The organism is Streptomyces sp. A1136, assembly GCF_004795055.1.
GTDB lineage: Bacteria > Actinomycetota > Actinomycetes > Streptomycetales > Streptomycetaceae > Streptomyces.
Genome location: NZ_SSBJ01000001.1, coordinates 224882 through 248185, shown reverse-complemented (window position 1 = coordinate 248185; position 23304 = coordinate 224882). Strand labels below are relative to the sequence as shown.

The window sequence follows — 23304 nt, the reverse complement described above, 5'->3', positions numbered from 1 at the left end:
CGCGACTCCCCCCAATGGGTCGCGGGTCCGTTCCGTGCGGGTACTGGCCTCAGTCGGCGAGCGGGAGGTAGACCCGATTGCCCGAGGCGGCGAACTCCGCCGACTTCTCCGCCATGCCGGCCTCGATCTCCTCGGCCTTGAGGTCTCCACCATGTTCACGACGGATGTCCTGGGAGATCTTCATCGAGCAGAACTTCGGACCGCACATGGAGCAGAAGTGCGCGGTCTTGGCAGGCTCGGCCGGCAGGGTCTCGTCGTGGAACTCACGGGCGGTGTCCGGGTCGAGGGCCAGATTGAACTGGTCCTCCCACCGGAACTCGAACCGGGCGTCCGACAGGGCGTCGTCCCACTCCTGGGCTCCGGGGTGGCCCTTCGCCAGGTCCGCGGCGTGGGCTGCGATCTTGTAGGTGATGACACCGGTCTTCACGTCGTCCCGGTTGGGCAGCCCCAGGTGCTCCTTGGGCGTGACGTAGCAGAGCATCGCGGTGCCCCACCAGGCGATCATCGCTGCGCCGATGCCCGAGGTGATGTGGTCGTACGCGGGCGCGACGTCGGTGGTCAGCGGGCCGAGGGTGTAGAACGGCGCCTCCTCGCAGATCTCCTGCTGGAGGTCGATGTTCTCCTTGATCTTGTGCATCGGGACGTGGCCCGGGCCCTCGATCATCGTCTGGACGTTGTACCGCTTGGCGATCGTGTTCAGCTCGCCCAGCGTCTTCAACTCCGCGAACTGCGCGGCGTCGTTGGCGTCCGCGATGGAACCGGGACGCAGGCCGTCGCCCAGCGAGTAGGTGACGTCGTACGTCGCGAGGATCTCGCAGAGCTCCTCGAAGTTCGTGTAGAGGAAGTTCTCCTTGTGGTGCGCGAGGCACCACGCGGCCATGATCGAACCACCGCGCGAGACGATGCCGGTCTTGCGCCGGGCGGTCAACGGCACGTACGGCAGCAGTACGCCGGCGTGCACCGTCATGTAGTCGACGCCCTGTTCGGCCTGCTCGATGACCGTGTCCTTGTAGATCTCCCACGTCAGCTCTTCGGCGCGGCCGTCGACCTTTTCGAGCGCCTGGTAGAGCGGCACGGTGCCGATCGGTACCGGGGAGTTGCGCAGCACCCACTCGCGCGTCGTGTGGATGTTGCGGCCGGTGGAGAGGTCCATGACCGTGTCGGCGCCCCACTTGGTCGCCCAGGTCATCTTGTCGACCTCTTCCTCGATCGAGGAAGTGACCGCGGAGTTGCCGATGTTGGCGTTGACCTTCACCAGGAACCGCTTGCCGATGATCATCGGCTCGATCTCGGGGTGGTTGACGTTGGCCGGGAGTACGGCGCGACCTGCGGCGATCTCCTCGCGGACGACCTCGGGAGAGACGTTCTCGCGGATCGCCACGTACTCCATCTCCGGGGTGATCTCGCCCCGGCGGGCGTACGCGAGCTGGGTGACCGCCGCCCCGCCACGGCCGCGACGGGGCTGGCGCGGGCGGCCCGGGAAGACCGCGTCGAGGTTCTTGAGGCCACCGCGCGGCGAGGTGTGCTTGATTCCGTCGTCCTCGGGGCGCACGGGCCGGCCCGAGTACTCCTCGGTGTCTCCCCGCCCGATGATCCAGTTCTCCCGGAGCGGAGGAAGGCCCCGGCGGACGTCGGTCTCGATCTGCGGGTCGGTGTACGGACCGGAGGTGTCGTAGAGCGTCACGTCCTTGCCGTTGGTGAGGTGGACCTGGCGGACCGGCACCCGGATGTCGGGGCGGGACCCCGCCACGTATCCCTTGTGCCATCCGGGCTGGCGCCCGGTCTGGCCGTCGGCGTCCTCGTCGACGGCAGGCGTGCGTGCATCCTGAATGGTCATGAGACCTATCTCCCTACGCCGGCATTACCCGGTAACAGGTTCGGCGGTCGACGCAGCCTCCTCCCGTACCCGCCCTTTCGGCGTGCGTACGGTGATCAGCGCCCTCTCAGCCCGGTGCTCCGAGCTCCCGCGTTGTGCAAAGTAGCCCCCACGCTAGCGTCATCTGTGGCGTGCTGAACAGTGGGCCCCCTCATCTCTTGCGATGATCGGTCGGTGACGTCCTCGCCGCAGCTTCCCACCCAGCCCTCCGAGCCCCCCGGCCACAGTGACCACGCGCACGCGTCCCACGGAGATCACCACGGGTCCGCCAACGGCCACGCCCACGGGTCCGCGCACGGGCATTCCCACAGCCATGGGCACGGTCCGGCGGCGCCGGTCTCCCTGCACCTGCGCAAGGTTATCGCCGCCGTGCTGATCCCCTTCGCGGCCGCCGTCTTCGTCGGGATGGTGGTGCTCTGGCCGGGCGGAGCTCCGGCACACGAGCGGACCGGCGTCGGCTTCGACCGGCAGACGCAACAGGGCAAGGTCGTCGCGTTGGCGCGTGTGGACTGCAAGTCCGTGAACGCCTCCCAGGTCCCACCGACCGGTGACACCTCGACCCCGTCGGGGCGCGAGGCCACGGCGGAACAGACCGGTGCGTGCAAGAAGGCGACCGTCGAGGTCGGTACCGGCCCGGACAAGGGGCGCACCTTCGTGGAGATCGTCCAGCCCGGGGCTCCCCGACAGTTGACGAACGGCCAGGAGGTGGTGGTGGCGTACGCACCGGACGCTCCCCGCGACCTGCAGTACTCGGTCATCGACCTGAACCGGAAGTTCCCGTTGGCCTTGCTGGCGGGCATCTTCGCCCTCGCGGTCGTCGTGGTCGGTCGGATGCGCGGCCTGTTCGCCCTGGTGGCACTGGTCGTCAGCTTCGGCGTCCTGACCCTGTTCATCCTCCCGGCGATCCTCCAAGGCTCCAACCCGCTGGTCGTTGCGGTGGTCGGGGCCAGCGCCATCATGTTGATCGCGCTGTACATGTGTCACGGCCTGACCGCGCGTACCTCGGTCGCCGTGCTCGGCACGCTGGTGTCACTGCTGCTGATCGGGTTGCTGGGATCGCTCTTCATCGGATGGGCCTTCCTCAGCGGAAACACCGACGACAACACGGGGCTCATCCACGGCCTCTACCCGGACATCGACCTGAGCGGTTTGCTGCTGGCAGGCGTGATCATCGGATCGCTCGGTGTGCTCGACGACGTGACGGTCACCCAGACGTCCGCCGTCTGGGAACTCCACCAGGCCGATCCCACGATGGGGTCACGGGCCTTGTACCGGGCCGCCATCAGGATCGGACGCGACCACATCGCGTCCGTGGTCAATACCCTGGTGCTCGCCTACGCGGGCGCGGCGCTTCCCCTGTTGCTGCTCTTCTCCATCGCGAACAGCAGCATGGGTTCGGTCGCCAACAGCGAATTGGTGGCCGAGGAGATCATCAGAACGCTGGTGGGTTCCATCGGGCTCGTGGCCTCCGTGCCGGTGACCACCGCCCTGGCCGCGCTGGTGGTGTCGGCCGACCGTCCCGGGGGCGCCCGCACCACCCCGGCCACAGGACCGGCGCGCGGTGGCCGAGGGCGTCGGCGCAAGCGCTGATCCGCCCGGACCACCCAGTTCGCAGGGGGGCCGGGTGGCGAAGCGCGCCTGACGTCAGCCGGCGTTCTGCTCGTTCTGCCGGGCTTCGGCGAGGATTCTGTCGAGCGCCTCGTCCAGCGTCCCCTCGAAGTCCCCGAGGTTGCGTTCCTGCCCGAGCGGAACGATTCGGTCGGTGCGGTCGAGAAAAGCGACCAGCGGCGCGGCTCCCGCGCGGAACAGCGCCCGCTCGCCGCCGACCTGCAGACGGATGTGGACGTCCGACAGCTCGTCGGGGTGGGACGGGGCGATGTGCACATCGCCGTCACCACAGGGCTTGTTGATCCCGTCGAGGAGCAGTTCGCGGCCGAACGCCCAGGTCACGGGCGCGTCTCCCGGAAGGTGGAAGGTCAGTCGCACTGCGTAGGGGTCGTGAGCGTCGTACCGGAGCTCCACCGGGATCCGGAAGGAGAGCTCCTCGGAGACGAGAAAGCTCATCATGACCTCTGCCTGTACCGACTCGCGCATTGACTACCCCGATGTTGTGGAAGTGGCCAGGAATGGTCCCCCCATGGGCCCTCTTGACAAGAGTGGTGGAAGCGCTAGCAGATCACAAGGAGTGAGATTTCAGATACTGATAGAGAACGAGAGGGTGCTCAACAGCGCGCCTACTTCACTCCGTAGTCGATCAACTGCATAGCGCAACCGGTCTTCTTGGTGCAAAGGGAGTGAAATCGCCATGGTTGCGGCGGTGTCTCCTGCCGTAATCGGGATGGCGGCGCACACCGTGCCCCTTGCATACTCCTGACGCTCTGTAACCACCTCCATGCGCTGCAAGGAAGCGAGGCGTCGCTCCAAAGCACGCTCGCTCCGCACGGTGTAAGGGGTTACCGCGCCAACCGGATGCCGGTCGTAGTGGTCCTTCCGCGTCTTCTCGTCGAGCTGCCCGAGCAGGCACTGTCCGATGGCGTGCGCGTGGCCGGTCTCGCGGAAATCGGCCCACTCCTCGCATGCCGGAGCGGCCGGAGTGTCCGATACGCCCACCACCTCGATTTCACCCTCGCGGTAGACGGCGAAGTAGACGGGGGCACCGACCACGTCGCGAAAGTGCGCGAGGGAGTCGACGATCATGCTGCGACGTTTCTGCTGGAGCCCACTGCGGGCCAGACGCCAGGCGGCGTCGCCGAGGACGAAGACACCGCCCTGGCGGCGCAGGTAGCCCTCATGGGTCAGGGTGCGCAGCAAGTGGTAGGCGGTGGGAAGCGGGAGCCCGGCTTCCCGCGCCAGTTGCTTCGCCGGGGCGCCCCCGCTGTGGGCACCGACCGCTTCAAGCAGTCTCAGCGCCCGCTGTACGGAAGCGATCAGCGTCGGCACACCGGCGTTGTGGACCGCGGACAAAACTCACCCCCAGGCGTGACGGCGAGCTCAGGGGCGGCCCGCCCTGCGGGGGCCGCCCCCGCGTATGCCGTGCCTGGGGGCGCGCTCGACAAGCTGATGAAGATAACCGCAGGTCAGAACGGTGATACCGCTATGGGTACCCAGGGACGGCCCAGATTCGCACTCTATCGGCCGGTTCTGGCGGCGTGAGAGGTTTCGTACCTCACGTTCCCTCGCCTGGGTTAACGCGGGTATCGCCGCGTCGGCGTGTCCTACCACTCACCGGCGGAGGACTTCGATCCGCCTCGGGTGAACTTCTTCACCACGAAGATCAATCCGCCCACCAGCGCCACGAAGAGCAGCAGTTTGAAGACGAAGGCGATCAGCGTCCCGAGGATGCTGGTGATGACACCCCCGAAGACGAACAGTGCGAGCAGCGGAACGGCGACCCACTTGACCCACCAGGGCATGCCCTCGAACATCGCTCGGATCCCGTCCATGTCCACAACCTCTTCCTCGTCCGTGACTTCCTGCTTCGATGCTAGGAGGCCACGTTCTCGTCCGGGGGCCCGCGAGCCCTCGGAACCCCCTGATCCGACCCTTAGGGGGATCAGGGGCCCGACCCTCAGCCCTCGGCCTCAGCCCTCGGGCGGGGAGAACACCACCATCACTTTCAACGGCTCGGTGATGTGGTGGAACTTGTGCGGCACACCGGCCGGGACATAGACCACGCTCCCGTTGGCCACCGTCGTCGTCTCCTCCCCGACCGTGACCGACGCCCGGCCGCTCACGACGAAGTACACCTCGTCCTGGCCATGCGGTTGCTGGGGGTCGGTCTGCCCGGCGTCGAGCGCGTAGAGCCCGACCGACATGTTCCGCTCTTTCAGGAACTGCAGATACGCACCGTCATTGGCAGCCCGTTCCGCTTCGAGCTCGTCCAGCCGGAAGGCTTTCATCCTCGTACTACCCCTTACTCCGCCGCGTCGTCGAATCCGCTGATCTGACGATGTCCCACCAACATCTTGTCTGCAACGATCGGACCCATGACGAATTTCGTAGTCAAGACGCTCGCCAATGCGGCCGCCCTGGCCGTGGCCATCTGGCTGGTCGCGGGCATCACGCTCGACGAGGACGGGAACAGCACCGGCAAGCGGGTCCTCACCCTGATCCTGGTCGCCCTGGTCTTCGGCCTGGTCAACCTGATCGTCAAGCCCGTGGTGAAGCTGCTCTCCCTCCCGCTCTTCATCCTCACCCTGGGTCTGTTCACCCTCGTGGTGAACGCCCTGATGCTGATGCTGACCTCTTGGTTGGCCAAGCAGTTCGATCTCAGCTTCCACGTCGACGGGTTCTGGGCCGCACTCATCGGCGGGCTGATCATTTCCGTCGTCTCGTGGGCCGTGAACCTCGCCCTGCCCGACAAGAGCTGAGCGGCGACCCGTACCGAGTGTGTTGAAGGAGCCCACCCCGTGAACGATCACCCCACCTCATCGGTGGACCGATACGGTGACGGGACCCGGGCCGTCCGTGCCGGGCTGCCCGATCCCGTGAAGAACGAGCCCCCGCTGCCGGGGCCCGTATTCGCCGCCCACTTCCACCTCCCCGGCGAGGTCGAGGGCCCGTACGCATACGCCCGCGACAGCAACCCGACGTGGACCCTGCTCGAACGGGCCATCAGCGAGCTGGAGGCACCCGGACAGGCCGGTGTGGAGACCGTCGTCTTCGCTTCCGGGATGGCCGCCGTCTCCGCGGTCCTCCTGTCGCAGACCCGGGCGGGCGACACCGTCACGCTCCCCTCCGACGGATACCAGGCGCTGCCGCTGCTCAGGGAGCAGTTGGAGGCGTACGGGATCCACGTACGCATCGCCCCGACCCGCGATGACGCCCAACTCGCGGAGCTGGACGCGGCCCGACTGCTGTGGATCGAGACGCCTTCGAACCCCGGCCTCGACGTCTGCGACGTACGGCGCCTCGTCTCGGCCGCGCACGCCGGCTCCACCCTGGTCGCCGTCGACAACACGCTCGCCACACCCCTCGGGCAGCGCCCGCTGGAACTCGGCGCGGACTTCTCCGTCGCCAGCGGCACCAAGGGACTCACCGGCCACGGTGACCTCCTGATCGGCTACGTCGCCTGCCGCGACCCCGAGCTGGCCGCCGGCGTCCGCCGCTGGCGCAAGATCGTCGGCGCCATCCCGGGTCCGATGGAAGCCTGGCTGGCCCACCGCTCGCTCGCCACGATCCAGCTGCGGACACAGCGCCAGTGGATCAACGCACTGGCCGTCGCCGAGGCCCTGCGCGAACGCGCCGACATCACCGGGCTGCGTTACCCGGGGCTCCCCTCGGACCCGTCGCACAAGACGGCCGCCCTGCAGATGAGCGGCTTCGGGTCGGTGGTCTCCTTCACCCTGGCGGACCGGCCGCACGCGGAACGCTTCATGGGCGCCCTGCGCCTGGTGGAGGACGCCACGAGTTTCGGTGGGGTGCGGTCCACCGCCGAGCGGCGCGGACGGTGGGGCGGGGACGCCGTGCCGGACGGCTTCATCCGCTTCTCGGCGGGCGCCGAGGACACAGAGGACCTGGTCGCCGACGTCCTGCGGGCGCTTGATTCCGCGGGCAAGAACGGCTGACCCGCCCAAGCAGGGCGGTCCGAGCCTCCCCCCTCGTGGCTCGGACCGCCCTCGGGTTCCTTCGGCGAAGAACCACGTTGACAAGGCTAGTTGACTCTGCGTCAGAGTCCAATCACGGTAGCGACAGGGGCCTATCGGCATATTTATAGTTGAAGGACCCCAACGAGAGGGGCCGCCATGGACCTGGCCCTGCTGCGTACCTTCGTCGCCGTGCACCGGGCCGGCTCGTTCACCCGGGCCGCCGCACTCCTCGGGCTGTCCCAGCCCGCCGTCACCTCACAGATCCGCACCCTCGAACGGCAACTGGGTCGGCCGCTCTTCCACCGCCGGGCCCGGGGGGTGACACCCACCGCCATCGGCGACGAACTCGCCCACAAGGCCGCCCCCCACCTCGACGCGCTGTTGCGCATCACCGAGACCGAGCGGGAGGCCGCCGGCGCGTTACGCACGCTGCACATCGCCGGGCCACCCGAGTTCGTGTGCCAGCGCGTGCTGCCCGCCCTGGCCCCGCTGGTCGGCCAAGGCCAGACCTTGCGCACCGCGTTGAAGACCGACGCCGAGGAAGTCCTCGACGGACTGTCCGCCGGGCAGCACGACCTCGTGGTCACCACCGGCCGGCCGCGCGGCGGGCCGGTCACCGCGACTCCCCTGTGCGACGAGGAACAGGTCCTCGTCGCCGCTCCCTACTGGGCCGCCCTCGTCGATCCGGACCTGCTGCGCGAGAAGGGCCCCGACAGCCCGGCGGCTCTCGACGGGATCCCGGTCGTGGAGGTGCACGAGAGCCTCCCGCTCGTCACGCGCTACTGGGCCGCCGTCTTCGACGCGCCGCCGGAAGCCGCCGCCACCGTCGTCGTGCCCGACCTCAGGGCCGTACGCGAGTGCGTCCGGGCGGGAGCGGGTCTCGCCGTCCTGCCTCGCTACCTCTGCCAGGAGGCCTTGGACCGCGGCCAGATCGTCTCCCTGCTGGAGCCCGCGGTGCCACCCCTGCGCACCTGGTTCGTCGTCGTACGGACAGGCAGCCTTGCGCTCGCCCACCTCGCCCGGGCCCACGACCGGCTGCTGCGCGCCGCCGCGGACTGGTGACCCGCCGTATCCCGGAGTCCCGCCCACCATGCGGTTCGCGGCCCGGGACCGCGTGTTTCGCGGGCACGCGTTTCAGAAGCGGAAGAGTGGGCCACTCTTCACCCATGACCGAACGTCCCGTGGTCAAACGCACCGCCCGCGCGATCCTGCTCGACGGTGACGACCTGATCCTCATCAAGCGCACCAAGCCCGGCGTCGATCCGTACTGGCTCACTCCCGGCGGGGGAGTGGAGCCCACGGACGCGACCGTGGTCGACGCCCTGCACCGGGAGGTACACGAGGAACTCGGCGCCAAGATCATCGATGTGGTGCCCTGCTTCGTGGACACCGTCGAGCACATCGCCGATGGCGGGGTGACCGGCGTCAAGGTGCAGCACTTCTTCGTCTGCCGCCTCGAATCGATGGATACCGACCAACGACACGGCCCCGAGATCGACGAGCCCGAGGGCGAGTACGAGATCGTCCGCGTACCGTTCAGCCGGGTGGGTATCGCGGCCGTCCACCTCGTGCCGCTGTCCCTGCGCCACTACCTCGACGGAAACATCGAAGGCGTGCGGGCGATGCACGCCCCGGACCTGGGCTGATCCCTCCGAGGAGCCGTCGGGCGGTCGCCGGTGTCAGCCGGCGACCCCCACCAGCTCCTCGACCGAGTCGTAGCGGATGCGCTCCCCGGGAATCCCGATCCGCTTGAGCGCGTCCACACCGTTGCGGATCATCGCGGGCGGACCCGAGATGAACGCGTCGTAGGTGCTCCACGGCCCGTTCACACCGACTGCCTGGGGCAGCTGCCCCGCGAGTCCTTCCCCCACGACCGGACGCACCGACAACCAAGGGTGCGAGCGCTGAAGCCCGAGCAGCGTGTCCTTGTCGTACAGGTCGTCGTCGCTGCGCGCTCCGAAGAAGACTTCCATCCGGCGCCGTTCACCGTGTTCGGCCACGTCTTCGATCAACGCTTTGATCGGCGCGATGCCCGTCCCGCCGCCGAGACAGAGCATCCCGTTGTCCGTGCTGTGGTCCACCACCATCGAGCCGGCCGGTGGGCCCAGGCGTAGGACGTCGCCCGGCCGGGCGTGCCGGACCAGGGCGTTGGAGACCCAACCGGCCGGAACGGCCTTCACGTGGAAGGACAGCAGTCCGTCGGCGCGCGGGGCGGAGGCGAAGGAGTAGTGCCGCCAGACCCGTGGCCACCATGGCGTTTCCAAGCTGGTGTACTGACCCGCCAGGAAGGCGTAGGGCCGGTCCGGGCGCACCGTCAGCACCGCGATGTCGGGTGTCCGCAGATCGTGGGCGACCACCTCCGCGTGCCACCAGGCCGGCGCCTTGGCCTCATCCTCGGCCGCCGCGTCGATCATGATCTGGGAGATCGCGGTATACGCCCGCACCCACGCGGCCTCGGCCTCCGGTCCCCATGTCCGTTCCGCGTACCGGGCCAGCGCCCCCATCAGAGCCTCGCCCACCACCGGGTAGTGGCCGGCCATGGTCCCGTACTTGCGGTGCCCGGTGCCGAGCCGGCGTAGATACGGGGTGAGCACCGCGGGATCGTCGATGTGTTCGGCGGCCGTGAGGAGCGCCTTCAGCAGTCGGTCGCGCTGGACGTCCATGGCCACGGGGAACATGTCCCGCATCTCGGGATACCGCGTGAATATCAAGGCGTAGAAGTACGAAGTGACCTTGTCGGAGATGGGCTCGATCTCCGCGAGCGTCTTGCGGATGAGTACGGCATCGGGGGAAGGCTCGGTCGCCCCGGCGCCGGGGGGTATCCGGTCCGTCCCCCGTCTCGCCGTTCTGGTGGGCGGAGCGTCCATGCGGTGCCTCGCTTAGAGCATCTGGGTCGGTCTGCACACACCACGGTCGAATCCGTGGTTCCGGGCTTTACAGCGTGCCAGCGGACCGTGTGCCCCGCGGGGGAATACGGAAACTTGGCGCTCGTATCCCCCCTTCCCCTTAAGATGCGGCGAGTTCCGGGCGTGCCGTCCCGACGAGCTGATACGCCTCACGGAGGTCCCTGCCCTCGTAGACGTAGGTGGCCCGCTCCGCGAGGTACGGCCGGGCGTTGACCGCCACCGATGTCGGCACCGCCTCGAAGAGCACCGAATCGGTCAGCGAGTCCCCGTACGCGACGCAGTCGTTCCGGCTCAGTCCGAACCGCGTGCACAGACGGTCCGCGACCTCGACCTTCCCCTCGGGGGTGAGAATGCCCGTCACGTCCAAGGGCCCGGTGAACGGCACCGCAGGGTAGACCGAGCCATGCGCCGCGTCCGCTCCCCACTCCAGGAGCAGCTCGACGAAGAACGAGGGGGACAGCGAGATCACGGCGCAGAGATCACCGCGTTCCTTGATCTCTCGCCACACCTCCCGGATGCCCTCCAGCCACGGGGCACCGTCGAACGCCGCCCTGACATGGTCAGCGGTCAGGTCCGACCACAACGCGTGTGCCGCCAGGGAGAACTCGTGCGGGCCGATCTCCCTGGCCGCGAAGGCCCGTTCCAGCTCGGCGATCTCGTGACCGACACCGAGCTGACGGGAGATCTCGACAGGTGCCGCCGATCCGTACATCAGGGTGCCGTCGAGATCGAAGAGGTGCAGACGCGTCATAGTCGTCGAGGCTAGCGGTCATGTTTCACGTGAAACAGCGTGTTTCACGTGAAACATGACGGCTCCGGCGGCGGGTCTGTCAAATCCCCTGGACGGCCCCTCTGTCATGATCCAGGCTGAACCGGTGACCGCACCAGATCTCACCGACCTACCGATCCGCTCGCTGGCCCTGAAAGATCTCCGCCAGTGCGCCGACCTGTCCGAGGATCGCGGCTGGCCCCGCGAGGACCACAAGTGGGGACTCCTCCTGGCCGCCGGCGACGGTTACGGCATTGACGCTCCCGACGGCGGTGGACTCGCCGCGGTCTGTGTCGTCACCCGCTACGGCCCGGCGCATGCCGATCCGGAGCTCGCCGCGATCGGTATGGTCCTCGTCGCCGACCGGTACGCGCGGCAGGGCCTGGGGCGTCGCCTCATGACCTACATCTGCGACGACGTCCTCAAAGGCACCCCGCTGACGCTGCACGCCACGCCCTACGGACGCCCGCTCTACGAGGAGCTCGGCTTCGACACCGCCGGCAGCGCGGAGATGCTGTGCGGAAGCTTCCGACCGGATTCCACGCCGCCTCCCCCGGGAACCTCGCCCGTCAGGCGTGCCACCGCCGGTGATCTCGTCCGGATCGTCCACTTGGACACGGAGGTGTTCGGAAGCGATCGCACCCATGTGATCACGCGACTGCCCGCCTTCGCGGACAGGTTGTTCGTCGCCGAGGACAGCTCCGGCGAGCTTGTCGGCTACGCCGCCATCTGGCCCAACATGGAAACGCATGTCATCGGCCCACTGGTCGCCCGGGACACCGTCACTGCCCAAGCGCTCGTCACGGCCCTCGCCGCCACCACCGAACGCCCGCTGCGCACCGATGTCGACGTACGCCACGAAGAACTCCGCGCATGGCTCAAGGACCGCGGTCTCAGCTCCCTGGCCTTCAACGCCGTCATGACCAGGAACCTCTCCTGCCTCCCGGGCGACTGGACACGCCGCTGGGCTCCGGTCACCGTCGCCGCGGGCTGAGAAGGGAAACCGCCGTGACCGACGACCGTGAACCGACCATCCGCCCCGCGACCGAGGCCGATCTGCCCGAGATCGTCGCCATGCTCGCCGACGATCCGCTCGGGGCGACCCGGGAGTCCCCCGACGACCTCACCCCCTACGCCGAGGCTTTCAGACGCCTGGCGACCGACCCCCATCAGCACGTGATGGTGGCCGTCCGGGGCGAGCGGGTCGTGGGGACCCTCCAGCTCACCATCATCGCCGGCCTCTCCCGCAGGGGCGCCACCCGCTCCGTCATCGAAGGAGTGCGGGTCCACGCGGAGGAACGCGGCAGCGGCCTGGGCACCCGGTTCATCGAATGGGCGGTCGAACACTCCCGCCGGGAGAACTGCGTGCTGGTCCAGCTCACCTCGGACGTCACACGAACCGACGCGCACCGTTTCTACGAACGGCTCGGCTTCACCGCCTCCCACGTCGGCTTCAAACGGGCGCTCTGACCAAGCCCAACGAGGGCCGGGCCGCTGTCCGTGGCCCGGCCTACGATCGGGAGGGTGAGTCTCACCCTTCCTCTCATCACGCGAGCCGAGCGCCGCCACCGGCTCGGCCATCGCCACGGCTTGGCTCCTTCGGCTCGCGCGGCCGACGTCCCCCAGGCGGCGGATGCCGTCGTCGCGCTGCACGCCACGGACGCGGCGACCGTGTTCCTGTCCGCTCGCGCGCGGCTGGCCGCAAGCGACCCGACCACGATCGAGCAGGCCCTTTACGAGGACGTGAGCCTGGTCCGGTTGTTGAGCATGCGCAACACCTTGTTCGCCGTCTCCACCGAACTCGCGCCCTACGTGGCCTCCTCCACGGCCCGAGCCATCGCGATCAAGGAACGTCGAAGCCTCCTCAAGCACCTCGAAGAGGACGGCCAGGGCCTCGACGCCGCCTGGCTGGCCGAGGCGGAGCAGGCCGCACTCGACGCGCTCGACACCCTGGGCCCCGCCACCGGAGGGGAGTTGTCCGCCGCGGTGCCCGCCCTGCGTCGGAAGATCACCGTGGGTCGGGGCAAGAAGTACGAGGCGCAGACCGGTGTCGCGACCCGTGTCATCCGCCTCCTGGCAGCCGACGGGCGGATTCGTCGTGACCGCCCGCGCGGGGCGTGGACGTCCAGTCAGTACCGCTGGGTCCACACCGAGCCCTGGCCGGCCGTGGCGCTCGCCGAGGCGCGTTCCGAGATCGCCCGCCGGTGGCTGCGCGCGTACGGTCCGGCCACGGAGGTCGACTTCAAATGGTGGACCGGCTGGACCTTGACCGAAGCGCGCAAGGCGTTGGCAGCCACCGGCGCGGAGCAGGTGCGCCTCGAAGACGGCACCACCGCCCTTGTCAGCCCGGGCGACACCCGTCCCGAGCCGGCCCCCGAGCCATGGGCCGCGCTGCTTCCGGCGCTGGACCCCAGCGGGATGGGCTGGGCCGACCGCAGCTTCCACCTGGACCCGGCGTACCGGGTCGCTCTCTTCGACTACGCCGGCAACATCGGCCCCACCGTGTGGTGGAACGGCGAGATCATCGGCGGCTGGGCGCAGCGCGCCGACGGACGGATCGTCTGGCGGCTACTGGGCGGCGCGGACCGCGCGGCCGAGCGGGCCGTGACCGCCGAAGCAACCCGCCTCGCCGAGTGGATCGGGGACGCGCGGATCACACCCCGCTTCCGCACCCCGCTGGAGCGCGAGCTGGTCTCCTGAGAAGCGGTCGTGAGGCCGGCGCGCGAGCCGGCCCGCGACCGTGCCCCGGCGCCCGATCACCGCGCTAGCCGATGCCGCGCCAGCCCGCGGGATCCACCCCACCGGGAACCGGTGCCCCGGCGTCGTACGGCTCCCGTGTGAAGACGAACGAACCGAGGTCGAGGTGGCTCACGGAGCCGTCCGCCCGTCGGACCGCACGCAGCGTCTCGCCGGCGTAGTAGCCGTTCAGGCCGGTCCACGTGCCGTCCCGGTTGGCACGGAACCTGGCCGTGCGACCCGTGGGACCCATCGGTCCCAGTTCCAGCAGTCCGTCCGATGTCAGCCGCACCACCTGGGCAGCCGTGCCCCAGTACCAAGGGCCACACAGTTCGAGTGCCACCGGGTCCGAGTCGAGGAAGGGCCGCCACGGCTCGGGGATGCGCGGCTCGGCTTCCGCCACGATCCCGAGCAGGTCCAGGGCGACCGCGGTGGCGGGCAGTCCCGAGGTGCAGTTCGCCAGCACCACGGCGGCCACGTCGTCCGCCTCGCTCAGCCACAGTCCCGCGACGAACCCGGGCAGTGACCCGCCGTGCCCGGCGAGCGCGCGCCCACCCTGATCCAGGACTTGCAGCCCGAGTCCGTAGCCGTTCGCGGTGGCCCCGGGTTCGGGAGCCACGGCCGGTGTCCGCATCTCCCGGAGGGAGTCCGCACTCAGCACGCGGGAGTCACCTCGTACGAGGAATGTCGCGAATCGCCCCAAATCCTCGGCCGTCGACCACAGTTGCCCGGCCGCGGCCATGATGCCCAGGTCCTCGGCCGGCTCCGGCATCATCACGTCCGCCCAGGGATGCACCGCCCAGCCACCGGCGTGCGGGGCCCGGGGAGCCACCGTGGTGCGTTCCAGCCCGAGGGGCTCCAGAATCTCGGCCCGGAGCACCTCTTCCCACGGCTTGCCGCGAAGCGCCTCCACCAGCGAACCGAGCAAGCTGTAGCCGGGGTTGGAGTAGTGGTGTCGAAGGCCGGGCTCGAAGCGGAACGGCTCGTCTCCCAGCACGTCGGCGAGCGCCGGCCGCAGCCCGGCCGGGCTTCGCTCCCACCACTCGCCCGGCGTCTCGGCCGCCAGCCCGCCGGTATGGGCCAGGAGCTGGCGGACGGTCACCGCACCGGCTGCCGTGCCCGACAGGTGCTTGTCCAGCCGGTCGCCGAGGTCCAGCAGCCCCTCGTCCCGCAGCCGCATCACGAGTACGGCGGTGAAGGTCTTGGTGATCGACCCGATGCGGTACTGGACGTTCCCGTCCGGGCCGTGCCCTTCGACCGAGGTCCGGGATCCTTCCCAGACCACCTCTCCCGCGCGGACGACGGCGGCGACGACGGACGGCGCACGTCCCTCGCTCTGCGCCACGGCGATCCGGTGCCGAAGCGCGCGGCGGGTGGAGGGGAGCAGGTGGTGGTCCTCGGATACGTCAGCCATGATCGGATGCTACGTGTTGGCCATGTCCACGAACCGCGAATAATGGCCCTGGAAGGCCACGGTGATCGTCGCCGTCGGGCCGTTACGGTGCTTGGCCACGATGAGGTCGGCCTCGCCCGCGCGGGGCGACTCCTTCTCGTACGCGTCCTCGCGGTGCAGCAGGATCACCATGTCCGCGTCCTGCTCGATCGAGCCCGACTCACGCAGGTCGGAGACCATCGGCTTCTTGTCCGTACGCTGCTCGGGTCCACGGTTCAGCTGGGACAGCGCGATCACCGGGACCTCCAGCTCCTTCGCCAACAGTTTGAGGTTTCGGGACATGTCCGAGACCTCCTGCTGGCGGCTTTCGGGCCGGCGCGACCCACCCGACTGCATCAGCTGGAGGTAGTCGATGACGACCAGGGAGAGGTCGTTGCGCTGCTTGAGCCGGCGGCACTTGGCGCGGATCTCCATCATCGACAGGTTGGGCGAGTCGTCGATGTACAAGGGGGCGGCGGAGACGTCGGGCATGCGGCGGGCCAGCCTGGTCCAGTCGTCGTCCGTCATGGTGCCGGAACGCATGTGGTGCAGCGCGACCCTGGCTTCCGCCGAGAGCAGGCGCATCGCGATCTCGTTGCGCCCCATTTCGAGGGAGAAGATGACGCTGGGCAGATTGCTCTTGATGGAGCAGGCACGGGCGAAGTCCAAGGCGAGCGTCGACTTGCCCATGGCGGGTCGGGCCGCGATGACGATCATCTGTCCCGGGTGCAGGCCGTTGGTCAGGGAGTCGAGGTCGGTGAAGCCCGTGGGCACGCCGGACATCTGGCCGCTGCGCGAGCCGATCGCCTCGATCTCGTCGAGGGCGCCTTCCATGATGTCGCCCAGCGGCAGGTAGTCCTCCGACGTCCGCTGCTCGGTGACCGCGTAGATCTCCGCCTGGGCACTGTTGACGATCTCGTCGACGTCGCCGTCGGCCGCGTATCCCATTTGCGTGATCTTCGTACCGGCGGCGACGAGGCGGCGCAGGACCGCCCTCTCGTGGACGATCTCCGCGTAGTACTCGGCGTTGGCCGCGGTCGGCACGGACTGGACCAGGGTGTGCAGGTAGGCGGCGCCACCCACCTTGCTGATCTCACCGCGCCGGGTCAGTTCGGCTCCGACGGTGATCGGGTCCGCAGGCTCGCCCTTGGCGTACAGGTCGAGGATGGCCTGGTAGATCGTCTCGTGGGAGGGTCGGTAGAAGTCGTGCCCCTTGAGCACCTCGACCACGTCGGCGATGGCGTCCTTGGACAGCAGCATGCCGCCGAGGACGGACTGCTCGGCGTCGAGGTCCTGGGGCGGCACCCGCTCGAACCCACCGCCCCCGCCGTCCCAGGAGCCGCCGTCACGTCCCCGGTCCTGCTGGTCCTCACCGCGACCGCGGGCGTCACCGCCCCGACGCGAACGGGCGGGCAGACGGTCACCAGGACCGCTGTCGGCCCAGGGGTCGTCCATGGGCTCGGGCATACTCACCGGGCCGCCTCCTCCCGTCCGCAACGCGGACCTCGCCGTGCCACTCTTTCTAGGGCACGGCTCTGACATTCGGGGACCCCGAATCGGCTGTCGGCGCACCGGGGCAACGCACAACGGTAGGGCCGCGGACGACGTCAGCCAATCTTGTTATCCACAGGCTGTGTGGATGAGATGTGGATGACGGCGCCAATGCTGTGGGTAAGTCCCCCGAAGCTGTGCACGGACCGGGGGACGACGCTGTGGACAAAATCACCTGGGCGCCCCGGCTACCCAACTGACCTGCACTTTTACCTCCCGGCGACGCGCGGGGAGAAAAATCTTGGCCACTGTCTCAAGATCGCCTCCAAAGGGGTGCGGAGAAGTCCCAAGTCAGCGGTCAGGTAAGGATCACTGATAGCCTGTATCTATTACCTGTGGAAGATTGGACGGGGCTTGTGAACGTGGCCTCCACAGCGCCCGAGGCGGGCCCGCGACGACATGACCGCGAGATCCTCGCGCTCGCCCTCCCGGCCTTCGGCGCGCTGGTGGCCGAACCTCTCTTCGTGATGGCCGACAGCGCCATCGTCGGGCACCTGGGCACCCCCCAGCTGGCCGGTCTGGGGGTCGCGGCCGCCTTGCTCACCACCGCGGTCAGCGTCTTCGTCTTCCTCGCCTACGCCACCACGGCGGCCGTCTCCCGACGGGTCGGCGCGGGTGATCTCCAAGCCGCCATCCGCCAGGGCATGGACGGGATCTGGCTGGCGCTGCTGCTCGGCGCCGCCGTCATAGCCGTCGTGCTCCCCGCCGCGCCCTGGCTGATCTCCCTCTTCGGGGCCTCCGACACCGTCGCCCCGTACGCGGTCACCTACCTGCGGATCTCGGCTCTGGGCATCCCCGCCATGCTCATCGTGCTGGCCGCCACCGGTGTGATCCGCGGCCTCCAGGACACCCGCACCCCTCTTTACGTCGCCATCGGCGGTTTCACTCTCAACGGAGTGCTCAACCTCGCGCTCGTCTACGGCGCCGGCCTCGGCATCGCCGGCTCGGCGTGGGGCACCGTCACCGCACAGTGCGCCATGGCGGCCGTCTACCTGGCCGTGGTCACCCGTGGTGCCCGTCGACACGGCGCCACGCTGCGGCCCGACGCAGCAGGCATCCGCGCCTGCGCACAGGCCGGTGCGCCACTGCTGGTCCGCACACTCTCCCTGCGCGCGATTTTGATGATCGCGACCGCCGTAGCCGCCCGCTTGGGCGACGCAGACATCGCCGCCCACCAGATCCTGCTCTCCCTGTGGACACTGCTGGCGTTCGCACTGGACGCGATCGCCATCGCCGGACAAGCCATCATCGGCCGCTACCTGGGCGCCGGGGACACGTACGGAGCCAAAGCCCTGTGTCGCCGGATGGTGCGGTGGGGGATCATCGCAGGTCTCGTACTGGGTCTGCTCGTCGTCCTGGCCCGGCCCGTCTTCGTACCGCTCTTCACCAACGATCCCGTGGTGAAGGACACCCTGTTGCCCGCCCTGCTGGTCCTCGCCGTCTCCCAGCCGCTCTGCGGCATCGTTTTCGTGCTGGACGGAGTCCTGATGGGGGCCGGCGACGGCCGATACCTCGCCTGGGCGATGCTGCTGACACTGGCCGTCTTCACCCCGGCAGCATTGCTCCTGCCGGCCCTGGGAGGCGGCCTGACCGCCCTCTGGTGGGCCATGACCCTCATGATGGTGGTCCGTATGGCGACGCTCCAGCTGCGCGCCCGCTCAGGTCGGTGGCTGGTGGCCGGAGCGACCCGGTGACCCGGCCACCGTGTTTCACGTGAAACATCGCTCGGTTTCACGTCAAACACCGTGTTTCACGTGAAACAAGTCGAAGGAAGCGCGAGCAACGAAGAAGGGCCGCACCCCTTGGGGTGCGACCCTTCATGCGCAGCACTTAGGCGGCGACGACCTCGACGCCCACGTTCGCCAGGACCTCGGCGTGCAGACGCACGGAGACCTGGTAGGAACCGAGGGTCTTGATCGGCGAGCCGAGCTCGACGCGGCGCTTGTCGACCTTCGGGCCACCGGAAGCCTCGATCGCCGAAGCGATGTCGGACTGCGTGACGGAACCGAAGAGACGGCCGGCGTCACCCGAGCGGGTGGCCAGACGCACCTTGACGCCCTCGAGCTTGGCCTTGATCTCGTTGGCCTGCTCGATGGTCGCGATCTCGTGGATCTTGCGGGCGCGGCGGATCTGCGCCACGTCCTGCTCGCCACCCTTGGTCCAGCGGATCGCGAAGCGACGCGGGATCAGGTAGTTGCGGGCGTACCCGTCCTTGACGTCGACGACGTCACCGGCGGCACCGAGGCCATTGACCTCGTGGGTCAGGATGATCTTCATTAGTCGGTCACCCTTTCCTTATCGCGCGGTGGACGTGTAGGGCAGCAGCGCCATCTCACGGCTGTTCTTCACGGCCGTGGCGACGTCACGCTGGTGCTGCGTGCAGTTGCCGGTAACGCGGCGGGCACGGATCTTGCCGCGGTCGGAAATGAACTTCCGCAGCATGTTCGTGTCCTTGTAGTCCACGTAAGCGGTCTTGTCCTTGCAGAACGCGCAGACCTTCTTCTTAGGCTTGCGCACAGGCGGCTTCGCCATTGTGTCTCTCCTGTGAAATCAAGAAGTGGGGGTTCGAGCTGCCCTAGAAGGGAGGCTCGTCCGAGTAGCCACCGCCGGAACCGCCGGAGCTTCCGCCCCAGCCGCCCCCGCCGCCCTGCTGCTGGCCACCGGCCGGCGCGCTGGACGCCCACGGGTCGTCGGAGGGAGCTCCGCCGCCCTGAGGTGCGCCGCCGCTGGGGGCTCCGCCCCAGTTGCCGCCGCCGCCCTGAGGCTGACCGCCGCCGTATCCACCCTGGCCACCGCGGCCCGTGGTCTTGGCGACCTTGGCCGTGGCGCTCTTGAGGCTGGGGCCGACTTCCTCGACGTCCAGCTCGTAGACCGTGCGCTTGACACCCTCACGGTCCTCGTACGACCGCTGCTTCAGCCGGCCCTGCACGATGACGCGCATGCCCCGCTGAAGGGACTCGGCGACGTTCTCCGCCGCCTGACGCCAGACCGAGCAGGTCAGGAACAGGCCTTCGCCGTCCTTCCACTCATTGGTCTGCTTGTCGAAGATGCGGGGAGTGGACGCGACACGGAACTTCGCGACCGCCGCACCCGAGGGGGTGAAGCGCAGCTCGGGGTCGTCGACGAGATTGCCGACGACCGTGATGACGGTCTCGCCTGCCATGGATGAACCTCTCGGCGGGGATTGCTGCTGGGCTGCTGTGCTACTCGGTCCCGATTACCGCTGAACCGAAGTTCAGTGGGTCTCGGGGCGAAGGACCTTGGTCCGGAGAACCGACTCGTTCAGGTTCATCTGTCGGTCAAGCTCCTTGACGACCGCAGGCTCGGCCTGGAGGTCGATGACCGAGTAGATGCCCTCGGGCTTCTTCTTGATCTCGTAAGCGAGACGACGACGGCCCCAGGTGTCGACCTTCTCGACCTTTCCGTTGCCCTCACGGACGACGGAGAGGAAGTTCTCGATCAGCGGGGAGACAGCGCGCTCCTCGAGATCGGGGTCGAGGATGACCATCACTTCGTAGTGACGCATGTGGAACCCACCTCCTTTGGACTCAGCGGCCACGGTCGTTCCGTGGCAGGAGGGTCGTGATGCGTGCGCACGGCGTCCGCAGAGCAGACACCGCGCAGACCGTACAGACTACCTGCTCGACTCCTTCCGGTTGAAATCCGGCAGGAGGAGGCCACACTCTGTATCCATAGGGTGTGCACGGTGCTATGCCCCCGGCTCTCCGGAGGCGGGCCCGTCGCACCGCTCTGCGGCAGCCAGGAGGTGCCTTCCGATGGCACAGGCAATGCGACCCCAGTCCTCCATCTCGCTCTTCGCGACCGACGGCAAGCCCCATCCGCTCCAGGACACCCTGATGGCGGCCACCGTGATCCTCGGCATGGTGGCGTTCATCACGGGGTTCTTCGACAATCTGCACCTCCTCGCCTCGTGGACGGGGCTGATCGGGATCCTGACCGGCGCGTACGGCCAATTCATCTCGGAGACGACGCGTGAGCGCTTCGCGCTGATCATCGGGCTCGGCGCCTCGGCCGTGGGCTTCTACCTCGGCATGGCACACGGCGGCCTCTTCGGCGGCTAGGCCCATTGCCCGGGATACCTCCGCGAGGGGGGCGCCGGCCACCGAAGGCCCGGGCCCGGCCCGTCCCCCACAAGGGTGGCGCCCCCGTCGCAGTAGGCTTCGCGCCATAGCCAGCGAAGCCGCCGGAGGAGCACCCCGCATGAGCCTGTCCCTGAGGACCATCAGCCGAGAGCAGCATCTGGGTTACCTCCAGAGCCTGCCCTCGGCTAGCCACTGCCAGGTCCCGGCGTGGGCCGACGTCAAGAACGAGTGGCGTTCGGAGAACCTCGGTTGGTTCGACGCATCCGGCGAACTCGTCGGTGCCGCACTCGTGTTGTACCGCCAGCTGCCCAAGGTGAAGCGGTACCTGGCGTACCTGCCCGAGGGCCCCGTCATCAACTGGTACGCCCCGAATCTGGAGGAATGGCTCCAGCCGATGCTGGCCCACCTCAAGCAGCAGGGTGCCTTCACGGTGAAGATGGGTCCGCCCGTCGTCATCCGTCGTTGGAACGCCGCCGCCATCAAGGCCGGCATCCAGGACCCGGACGTCAAGCGCCTGCGCGACGTGGAGGCTTCGGTCATCGAGCCCCGCGCCTTCGAGGTGTCCGACAAGCTGCGCCGGATGGGCTGGCAGCAGGCAGAGGACGGGGGCGCCGGCTTCGGGGACGTCCAGCCCCGCTACGTCTTCCAGGTTCCCCTGGCCAACCGCTCGCTGGACGATGTCCTCAAGGGCTTCAACCAGCTGTGGCGCCGCAACATCAAGAAGGCCGAGAAGGCCGGTGTCGAGGTCGTCCAGGGTGGTTACGACGACCTCCCGACCTGGCAGCACCTGTACGAGATCACGGCCGAGCGCGACAAGTTCCGCCCGCGCCCGCTCAGCTACTTCCAGCGCCAGTGGACGGCCCTCAACTCCGAGGACCCCAACCGCATGCGCCTGTACATCGCGACGCACGAGGGGGAGCCGCTGGCCGCCGCCACGATGCTCACGGTCGGCCAGCACGTCTGGTACTCCTACGGCGCCTCCGCCAACCACAAGCGCGAGGTCCGCCCCTCGAACGCGATGCAGTGGCGCATGCTGCGCGACTCGTACGCGCTCGGTGCGAGCGTCTACGACCTGCGCGGAATCAGTGACACCCTGGACGAGAACGATCACCTGTTCGGTCTGATCCAGTTCAAGGTCGGCACCGGCGGCGAGGCGGTCGAGTACGTGGGCGAGTGGGACTTCCCGCTGAACAAGGTGCTGCACAAGGCGCTCGACATCTACATGTCGCGCCGCTGACGGCACCCGCCCCATCCACATACACAGCACCGCCGCACCCAGCGGCTTATCGGAGAGGTTCCGGACGGGCATGGCGCTCACGCTCTACGTCGACACCGCGCGCTGGCGTGCGCACCAGAAGCAGATCGCGGACCAGTTCCCCGACGTGATCCCGGTCTGCAAGGGCAACGGCTACGGCTTCGGCCACGAGCGGCTGTGCGAGGAGGCGACCCGGATGGGCGCCGACGTCCTGGCCGTCGGCACGACGTACGAGGCCGCGAGTATCAAGGACTGGTTCGGCGGCGACCTGCTCGTCCTCACGCCGTTCCGGCGGGGCGAGGAGCCGGTGCCGCTGCCGGACCGCGTGATCAGGTCGGTGTCCTCGGTGGACGGGGTGCGCGGCTTGGTCGGCGCCCGCGTCGTCATCGAGTGCATGAGTTCCATGCGCCGCCACGGTGTCTCCGAGCAGGACCTGGGTCTGCTCCAGTCGGCGATCGAGGACGTGCGTCTGGAGGGCTTCGCCCTGCACCTTCCGCTCGACCGACCGGACGGCTCGGATGCCGTCGAGGAGGTCATCGGCTGGATGGACCGGCTGCGCGCGGCGCGACTTCCGCTGCACACGATGTTCGTGAGCCACCTGCGGGCCGAAGAGCTGGCCCGGCTCCGGCAGCAGTTCCCGCAGACCCGTTTCAGGGCCCGCATCGGCACCCGGCTGTGGCTGGGTGACCACGAGGCGACCCAGTACCGCGGCGCCGTCCTGGACGTCACGCGCGTGGCGAAGGGGGACCGGTTCGGCTACCGCCAGCAGAAGGCCGCCTCGGACGGTTGGCTCGTCGTGGTCGCCGGCGGTACCTCGCACGGGGTGGGCCTGGAGGCCCCCAAGGCCCTGCACGGGGTGATGCCGCGCGCCAAGGGCGTCGCACGGGCCGGCCTCGCGACCGTCAACCGCAACCTGTCGCCGTTCGTCTGGGCGGGCAAGCAGCGATGGTTCGCGGAGCCCCCGCACATGCAGGTGTCGATCCTGTTCGTGCCCTCCGACGCCACGGAGCCCAAGGTGGGTGACGAGCTGGTGGCGCACCTGCGCCACACCACCACGCAGTTCGACCGGGTGGTCGACGCCTGAGCCC

25 protein-coding genes and 1 riboswitch are annotated in these 23304 nt (G+C 68.7%); of the genes, 12 read left to right on the top strand and 13 right to left on the bottom strand.

The window, feature by feature from the left end:
- Positions 1 to 49: 49 nt before the first annotated feature.
- Complete coding sequence (gene thiC / locus E6R62_RS01180) at positions 50 to 1837, bottom strand: phosphomethylpyrimidine synthase ThiC (RefSeq protein ID WP_136210401.1); 1788 nt, start codon at positions 1835 to 1837, stop codon at positions 50 to 52.
- Positions 1831 to 1978: riboswitch (TPP riboswitch) on the bottom strand. It overlaps the preceding gene by 7 nt.
- Before the next feature lie 72 nt (positions 1979 to 2050).
- Between thiC and E6R62_RS01175 the strand changes: the two genes are divergently transcribed.
- Positions 2051 to 3466: a YibE/F family protein gene (locus E6R62_RS01175; protein WP_136210399.1), complete on the top strand. Its 1416-nt coding sequence runs from the start codon at positions 2051 to 2053 to the stop codon at positions 3464 to 3466.
- A gap of 54 nt (positions 3467 to 3520) precedes the next feature.
- Here the strand turns inward: E6R62_RS01175 and E6R62_RS01170 are convergent, their stop codons facing one another.
- The 4 genes from E6R62_RS01170 to E6R62_RS01155 all read right to left on the bottom strand — a co-directional run bounded on the left by E6R62_RS01170 (position 3521) and on the right by E6R62_RS01155 (position 5775).
- Positions 3521 to 3970, bottom strand: a complete 450-nt coding sequence (locus E6R62_RS01170) for an SsgA family sporulation/cell division regulator (RefSeq protein ID WP_136210397.1) — start codon at positions 3968 to 3970, stop codon at positions 3521 to 3523.
- A 99-nt stretch (positions 3971 to 4069) separates the two neighbouring features.
- Positions 4070 to 4816, bottom strand: coding sequence for an IclR family transcriptional regulator (locus tag E6R62_RS01165; protein WP_240801417.1), 747 nt, complete (start codon positions 4814 to 4816; stop codon positions 4070 to 4072).
- Positions 4817 to 5091: 275 nt separating this feature from the next.
- Positions 5092 to 5319, bottom strand: a complete 228-nt coding sequence (locus E6R62_RS01160; RefSeq protein ID WP_206308614.1) for a DUF5326 family protein — start codon at positions 5317 to 5319, stop codon at positions 5092 to 5094.
- Positions 5320 to 5457: 138 nt separating this feature from the next.
- On the bottom strand, positions 5458 to 5775 hold the full coding sequence (locus E6R62_RS01155; protein WP_136210393.1) for a cupin domain-containing protein: 318 nt from the start codon (positions 5773 to 5775) through the stop codon (positions 5458 to 5460).
- A gap of 87 nt (positions 5776 to 5862) precedes the next feature.
- Here E6R62_RS01155 and E6R62_RS01150 point away from each other — a divergent pair, with 87 nt between their 5' ends.
- From E6R62_RS01150 to E6R62_RS01135, 4 genes are all read left to right on the top strand, one after another.
- Positions 5863 to 6246 carry a phage holin family protein gene (locus E6R62_RS01150; protein ID WP_136210391.1) on the top strand — a complete coding sequence of 128 codons (384 nt, stop codon included), beginning with the start codon at positions 5863 to 5865 and terminating at the stop codon, positions 6244 to 6246.
- Positions 6247 to 6285: 39 nt separating this feature from the next.
- The gene (locus E6R62_RS01145) at positions 6286 to 7443 is read left to right on the top strand and encodes a cystathionine gamma-lyase (protein ID WP_240801416.1); all 1158 of its coding nucleotides are present in this window, start codon (positions 6286 to 6288) and stop codon (positions 7441 to 7443) included.
- 177 nt (positions 7444 to 7620) lie between these two features.
- Positions 7621 to 8526, top strand: a complete 906-nt coding sequence (locus tag E6R62_RS01140) for a LysR family transcriptional regulator (protein WP_136210389.1) — start codon at positions 7621 to 7623, stop codon at positions 8524 to 8526.
- Positions 8527 to 8630: 104 nt separating this feature from the next.
- Positions 8631 to 9110: an NUDIX domain-containing protein gene (locus E6R62_RS01135; protein ID WP_136210387.1), complete on the top strand. Its 480-nt coding sequence runs from the start codon at positions 8631 to 8633 to the stop codon at positions 9108 to 9110.
- Between the two features lie 33 nt (positions 9111 to 9143).
- Here E6R62_RS01135 and E6R62_RS01130 read toward each other — a convergent pair whose 3' ends face one another.
- Complete coding sequence (locus E6R62_RS01130) at positions 9144 to 10331, bottom strand: globin domain-containing protein (RefSeq protein WP_136210385.1); 1188 nt, start codon at positions 10329 to 10331, stop codon at positions 9144 to 9146.
- Between the two features lie 139 nt (positions 10332 to 10470).
- Positions 10471 to 11121, bottom strand: coding sequence for an HAD family phosphatase (locus E6R62_RS01125; protein WP_136210383.1), 651 nt, complete (start codon positions 11119 to 11121; stop codon positions 10471 to 10473).
- Between the two features lie 106 nt (positions 11122 to 11227).
- On the opposite strand from E6R62_RS01125, the gene E6R62_RS01120 reads away from it, so the two are divergent.
- The 3 genes from E6R62_RS01120 to E6R62_RS01110 are packed head-to-tail and all read left to right on the top strand — an operon-like array spanning position 11228 to position 13839.
- Entirely contained in the window at positions 11228 to 12133 is a 906-nt protein-coding gene (locus E6R62_RS01120; protein ID WP_136210381.1) for a GNAT family N-acetyltransferase, read from the top strand.
- Positions 12134 to 12147: 14 nt separating this feature from the next.
- Positions 12148 to 12609, top strand: coding sequence for a GNAT family N-acetyltransferase (locus E6R62_RS01115; protein ID WP_168713922.1), 462 nt, complete (start codon positions 12148 to 12150; stop codon positions 12607 to 12609).
- Positions 12610 to 12663: 54 nt separating this feature from the next.
- Positions 12664 to 13839: a winged helix DNA-binding domain-containing protein gene (locus E6R62_RS01110; protein ID WP_136210377.1), complete on the top strand. Its 1176-nt coding sequence runs from the start codon at positions 12664 to 12666 to the stop codon at positions 13837 to 13839.
- Positions 13840 to 13903: 64 nt separating this feature from the next.
- Here the strand turns inward: E6R62_RS01110 and E6R62_RS01105 are convergent, their stop codons facing one another.
- Both E6R62_RS01105 and dnaB read right to left on the bottom strand, forming a co-directional pair.
- Entirely contained in the window at positions 13904 to 15289 is a 1386-nt protein-coding gene (locus E6R62_RS01105) for a serine hydrolase (protein ID WP_136210375.1), read from the bottom strand.
- A 9-nt stretch (positions 15290 to 15298) separates the two neighbouring features.
- Positions 15299 to 16780, bottom strand: coding sequence for a replicative DNA helicase (gene dnaB, locus E6R62_RS01100; RefSeq protein ID WP_136210373.1), 1482 nt, complete (start codon positions 16778 to 16780; stop codon positions 15299 to 15301).
- Between the two features lie 440 nt (positions 16781 to 17220).
- Here dnaB and E6R62_RS01095 point away from each other — a divergent pair, with 440 nt between their 5' ends.
- The gene (locus E6R62_RS01095) at positions 17221 to 18552 is read left to right on the top strand and encodes an MATE family efflux transporter (RefSeq protein WP_240801415.1); all 1332 of its coding nucleotides are present in this window, start codon (positions 17221 to 17223) and stop codon (positions 18550 to 18552) included.
- A gap of 136 nt (positions 18553 to 18688) precedes the next feature.
- Here E6R62_RS01095 and rplI read toward each other — a convergent pair whose 3' ends face one another.
- The 4 genes from rplI to rpsF all read right to left on the bottom strand — a co-directional run bounded on the left by rplI (position 18689) and on the right by rpsF (position 20384).
- Entirely contained in the window at positions 18689 to 19135 is a 447-nt protein-coding gene (gene rplI, locus E6R62_RS01090; RefSeq protein WP_136210369.1) for a 50S ribosomal protein L9, read from the bottom strand.
- Between the two features lie 18 nt (positions 19136 to 19153).
- On the bottom strand, positions 19154 to 19390 hold the full coding sequence (gene rpsR / locus E6R62_RS01085) for a 30S ribosomal protein S18 (RefSeq protein ID WP_005315025.1): 237 nt from the start codon (positions 19388 to 19390) through the stop codon (positions 19154 to 19156).
- A gap of 43 nt (positions 19391 to 19433) precedes the next feature.
- Entirely contained in the window at positions 19434 to 20021 is a 588-nt protein-coding gene (locus E6R62_RS01080; RefSeq protein ID WP_136210367.1) for a single-stranded DNA-binding protein, read from the bottom strand.
- A 72-nt stretch (positions 20022 to 20093) separates the two neighbouring features.
- The gene (gene rpsF / locus E6R62_RS01075) at positions 20094 to 20384 is read right to left on the bottom strand and encodes a 30S ribosomal protein S6 (protein ID WP_004950685.1); all 291 of its coding nucleotides are present in this window, start codon (positions 20382 to 20384) and stop codon (positions 20094 to 20096) included.
- A 250-nt stretch (positions 20385 to 20634) separates the two neighbouring features.
- On the opposite strand from rpsF, the gene E6R62_RS01070 reads away from it, so the two are divergent.
- The 3 genes from E6R62_RS01070 (at position 20635) to E6R62_RS01060 (ending at position 23300) form a co-directional block, all read left to right on the top strand.
- Positions 20635 to 20940, top strand: a complete 306-nt coding sequence (locus tag E6R62_RS01070) for a hypothetical protein (RefSeq protein WP_136210365.1) — start codon at positions 20635 to 20637, stop codon at positions 20938 to 20940.
- A gap of 139 nt (positions 20941 to 21079) precedes the next feature.
- On the top strand, positions 21080 to 22198 hold the full coding sequence (locus E6R62_RS01065; RefSeq protein ID WP_136210363.1) for a peptidoglycan bridge formation glycyltransferase FemA/FemB family protein: 1119 nt from the start codon (positions 21080 to 21082) through the stop codon (positions 22196 to 22198).
- A 70-nt stretch (positions 22199 to 22268) separates the two neighbouring features.
- Positions 22269 to 23300: an alanine racemase gene (locus tag E6R62_RS01060; RefSeq protein ID WP_136210361.1), complete on the top strand. Its 1032-nt coding sequence runs from the start codon at positions 22269 to 22271 to the stop codon at positions 23298 to 23300.
- Positions 23301 to 23304: the final 4 nt, after the last annotated feature.

Coding starts and splice junctions, on each gene's coding strand:
- E6R62_RS01070 (WP_136210365.1), top strand. CDS start 20,635: ATGGCACAGGCAATGCGACCCCAGTCCTCCATCTCGCTCTTCGCGACC.
- E6R62_RS01150 (WP_136210391.1), top strand. CDS start 5,863: ATGACGAATTTCGTAGTCAAGACGCTCGCCAATGCGGCCGCCCTGGCC.
- E6R62_RS01140 (WP_136210389.1), top strand. CDS start 7,621: ATGGACCTGGCCCTGCTGCGTACCTTCGTCGCCGTGCACCGGGCCGGC.
- E6R62_RS01160 (WP_206308614.1), bottom strand. CDS start 5,319: ATGGACGGGATCCGAGCGATGTTCGAGGGCATGCCCTGGTGGGTCAAG.
- E6R62_RS01130 (WP_136210385.1), bottom strand. CDS start 10,331: ATGGACGCTCCGCCCACCAGAACGGCGAGACGGGGGACGGACCGGATA.
- E6R62_RS01170 (WP_136210397.1), bottom strand. CDS start 3,970: ATGCGCGAGTCGGTACAGGCAGAGGTCATGATGAGCTTTCTCGTCTCC.
- E6R62_RS01120 (WP_136210381.1), top strand. CDS start 11,228: ATGATCCAGGCTGAACCGGTGACCGCACCAGATCTCACCGACCTACCG.
- E6R62_RS01065 (WP_136210363.1), top strand. CDS start 21,080: ATGAGCCTGTCCCTGAGGACCATCAGCCGAGAGCAGCATCTGGGTTAC.
- E6R62_RS01080 (WP_136210367.1), bottom strand. CDS start 20,021: ATGGCAGGCGAGACCGTCATCACGGTCGTCGGCAATCTCGTCGACGAC.
- rpsR (WP_005315025.1), bottom strand. CDS start 19,390: ATGGCGAAGCCGCCTGTGCGCAAGCCTAAGAAGAAGGTCTGCGCGTTC.
- E6R62_RS01060 (WP_136210361.1), top strand. CDS start 22,269: ATGGCGCTCACGCTCTACGTCGACACCGCGCGCTGGCGTGCGCACCAG.
- rplI (WP_136210369.1), bottom strand. CDS start 19,135: ATGAAGATCATCCTGACCCACGAGGTCAATGGCCTCGGTGCCGCCGGT.
- E6R62_RS01125 (WP_136210383.1), bottom strand. CDS start 11,121: ATGACGCGTCTGCACCTCTTCGATCTCGACGGCACCCTGATGTACGGA.
- thiC (WP_136210401.1), bottom strand. CDS start 1,837: ATGACCATTCAGGATGCACGCACGCCTGCCGTCGACGAGGACGCCGAC.
- rpsF (WP_004950685.1), bottom strand. CDS start 20,384: ATGCGTCACTACGAAGTGATGGTCATCCTCGACCCCGATCTCGAGGAG.
- E6R62_RS01135 (WP_136210387.1), top strand. CDS start 8,631: ATGACCGAACGTCCCGTGGTCAAACGCACCGCCCGCGCGATCCTGCTC.
- E6R62_RS01155 (WP_136210393.1), bottom strand. CDS start 5,775: ATGAAAGCCTTCCGGCTGGACGAGCTCGAAGCGGAACGGGCTGCCAAT.
- E6R62_RS01105 (WP_136210375.1), bottom strand. CDS start 15,289: ATGGCTGACGTATCCGAGGACCACCACCTGCTCCCCTCCACCCGCCGC.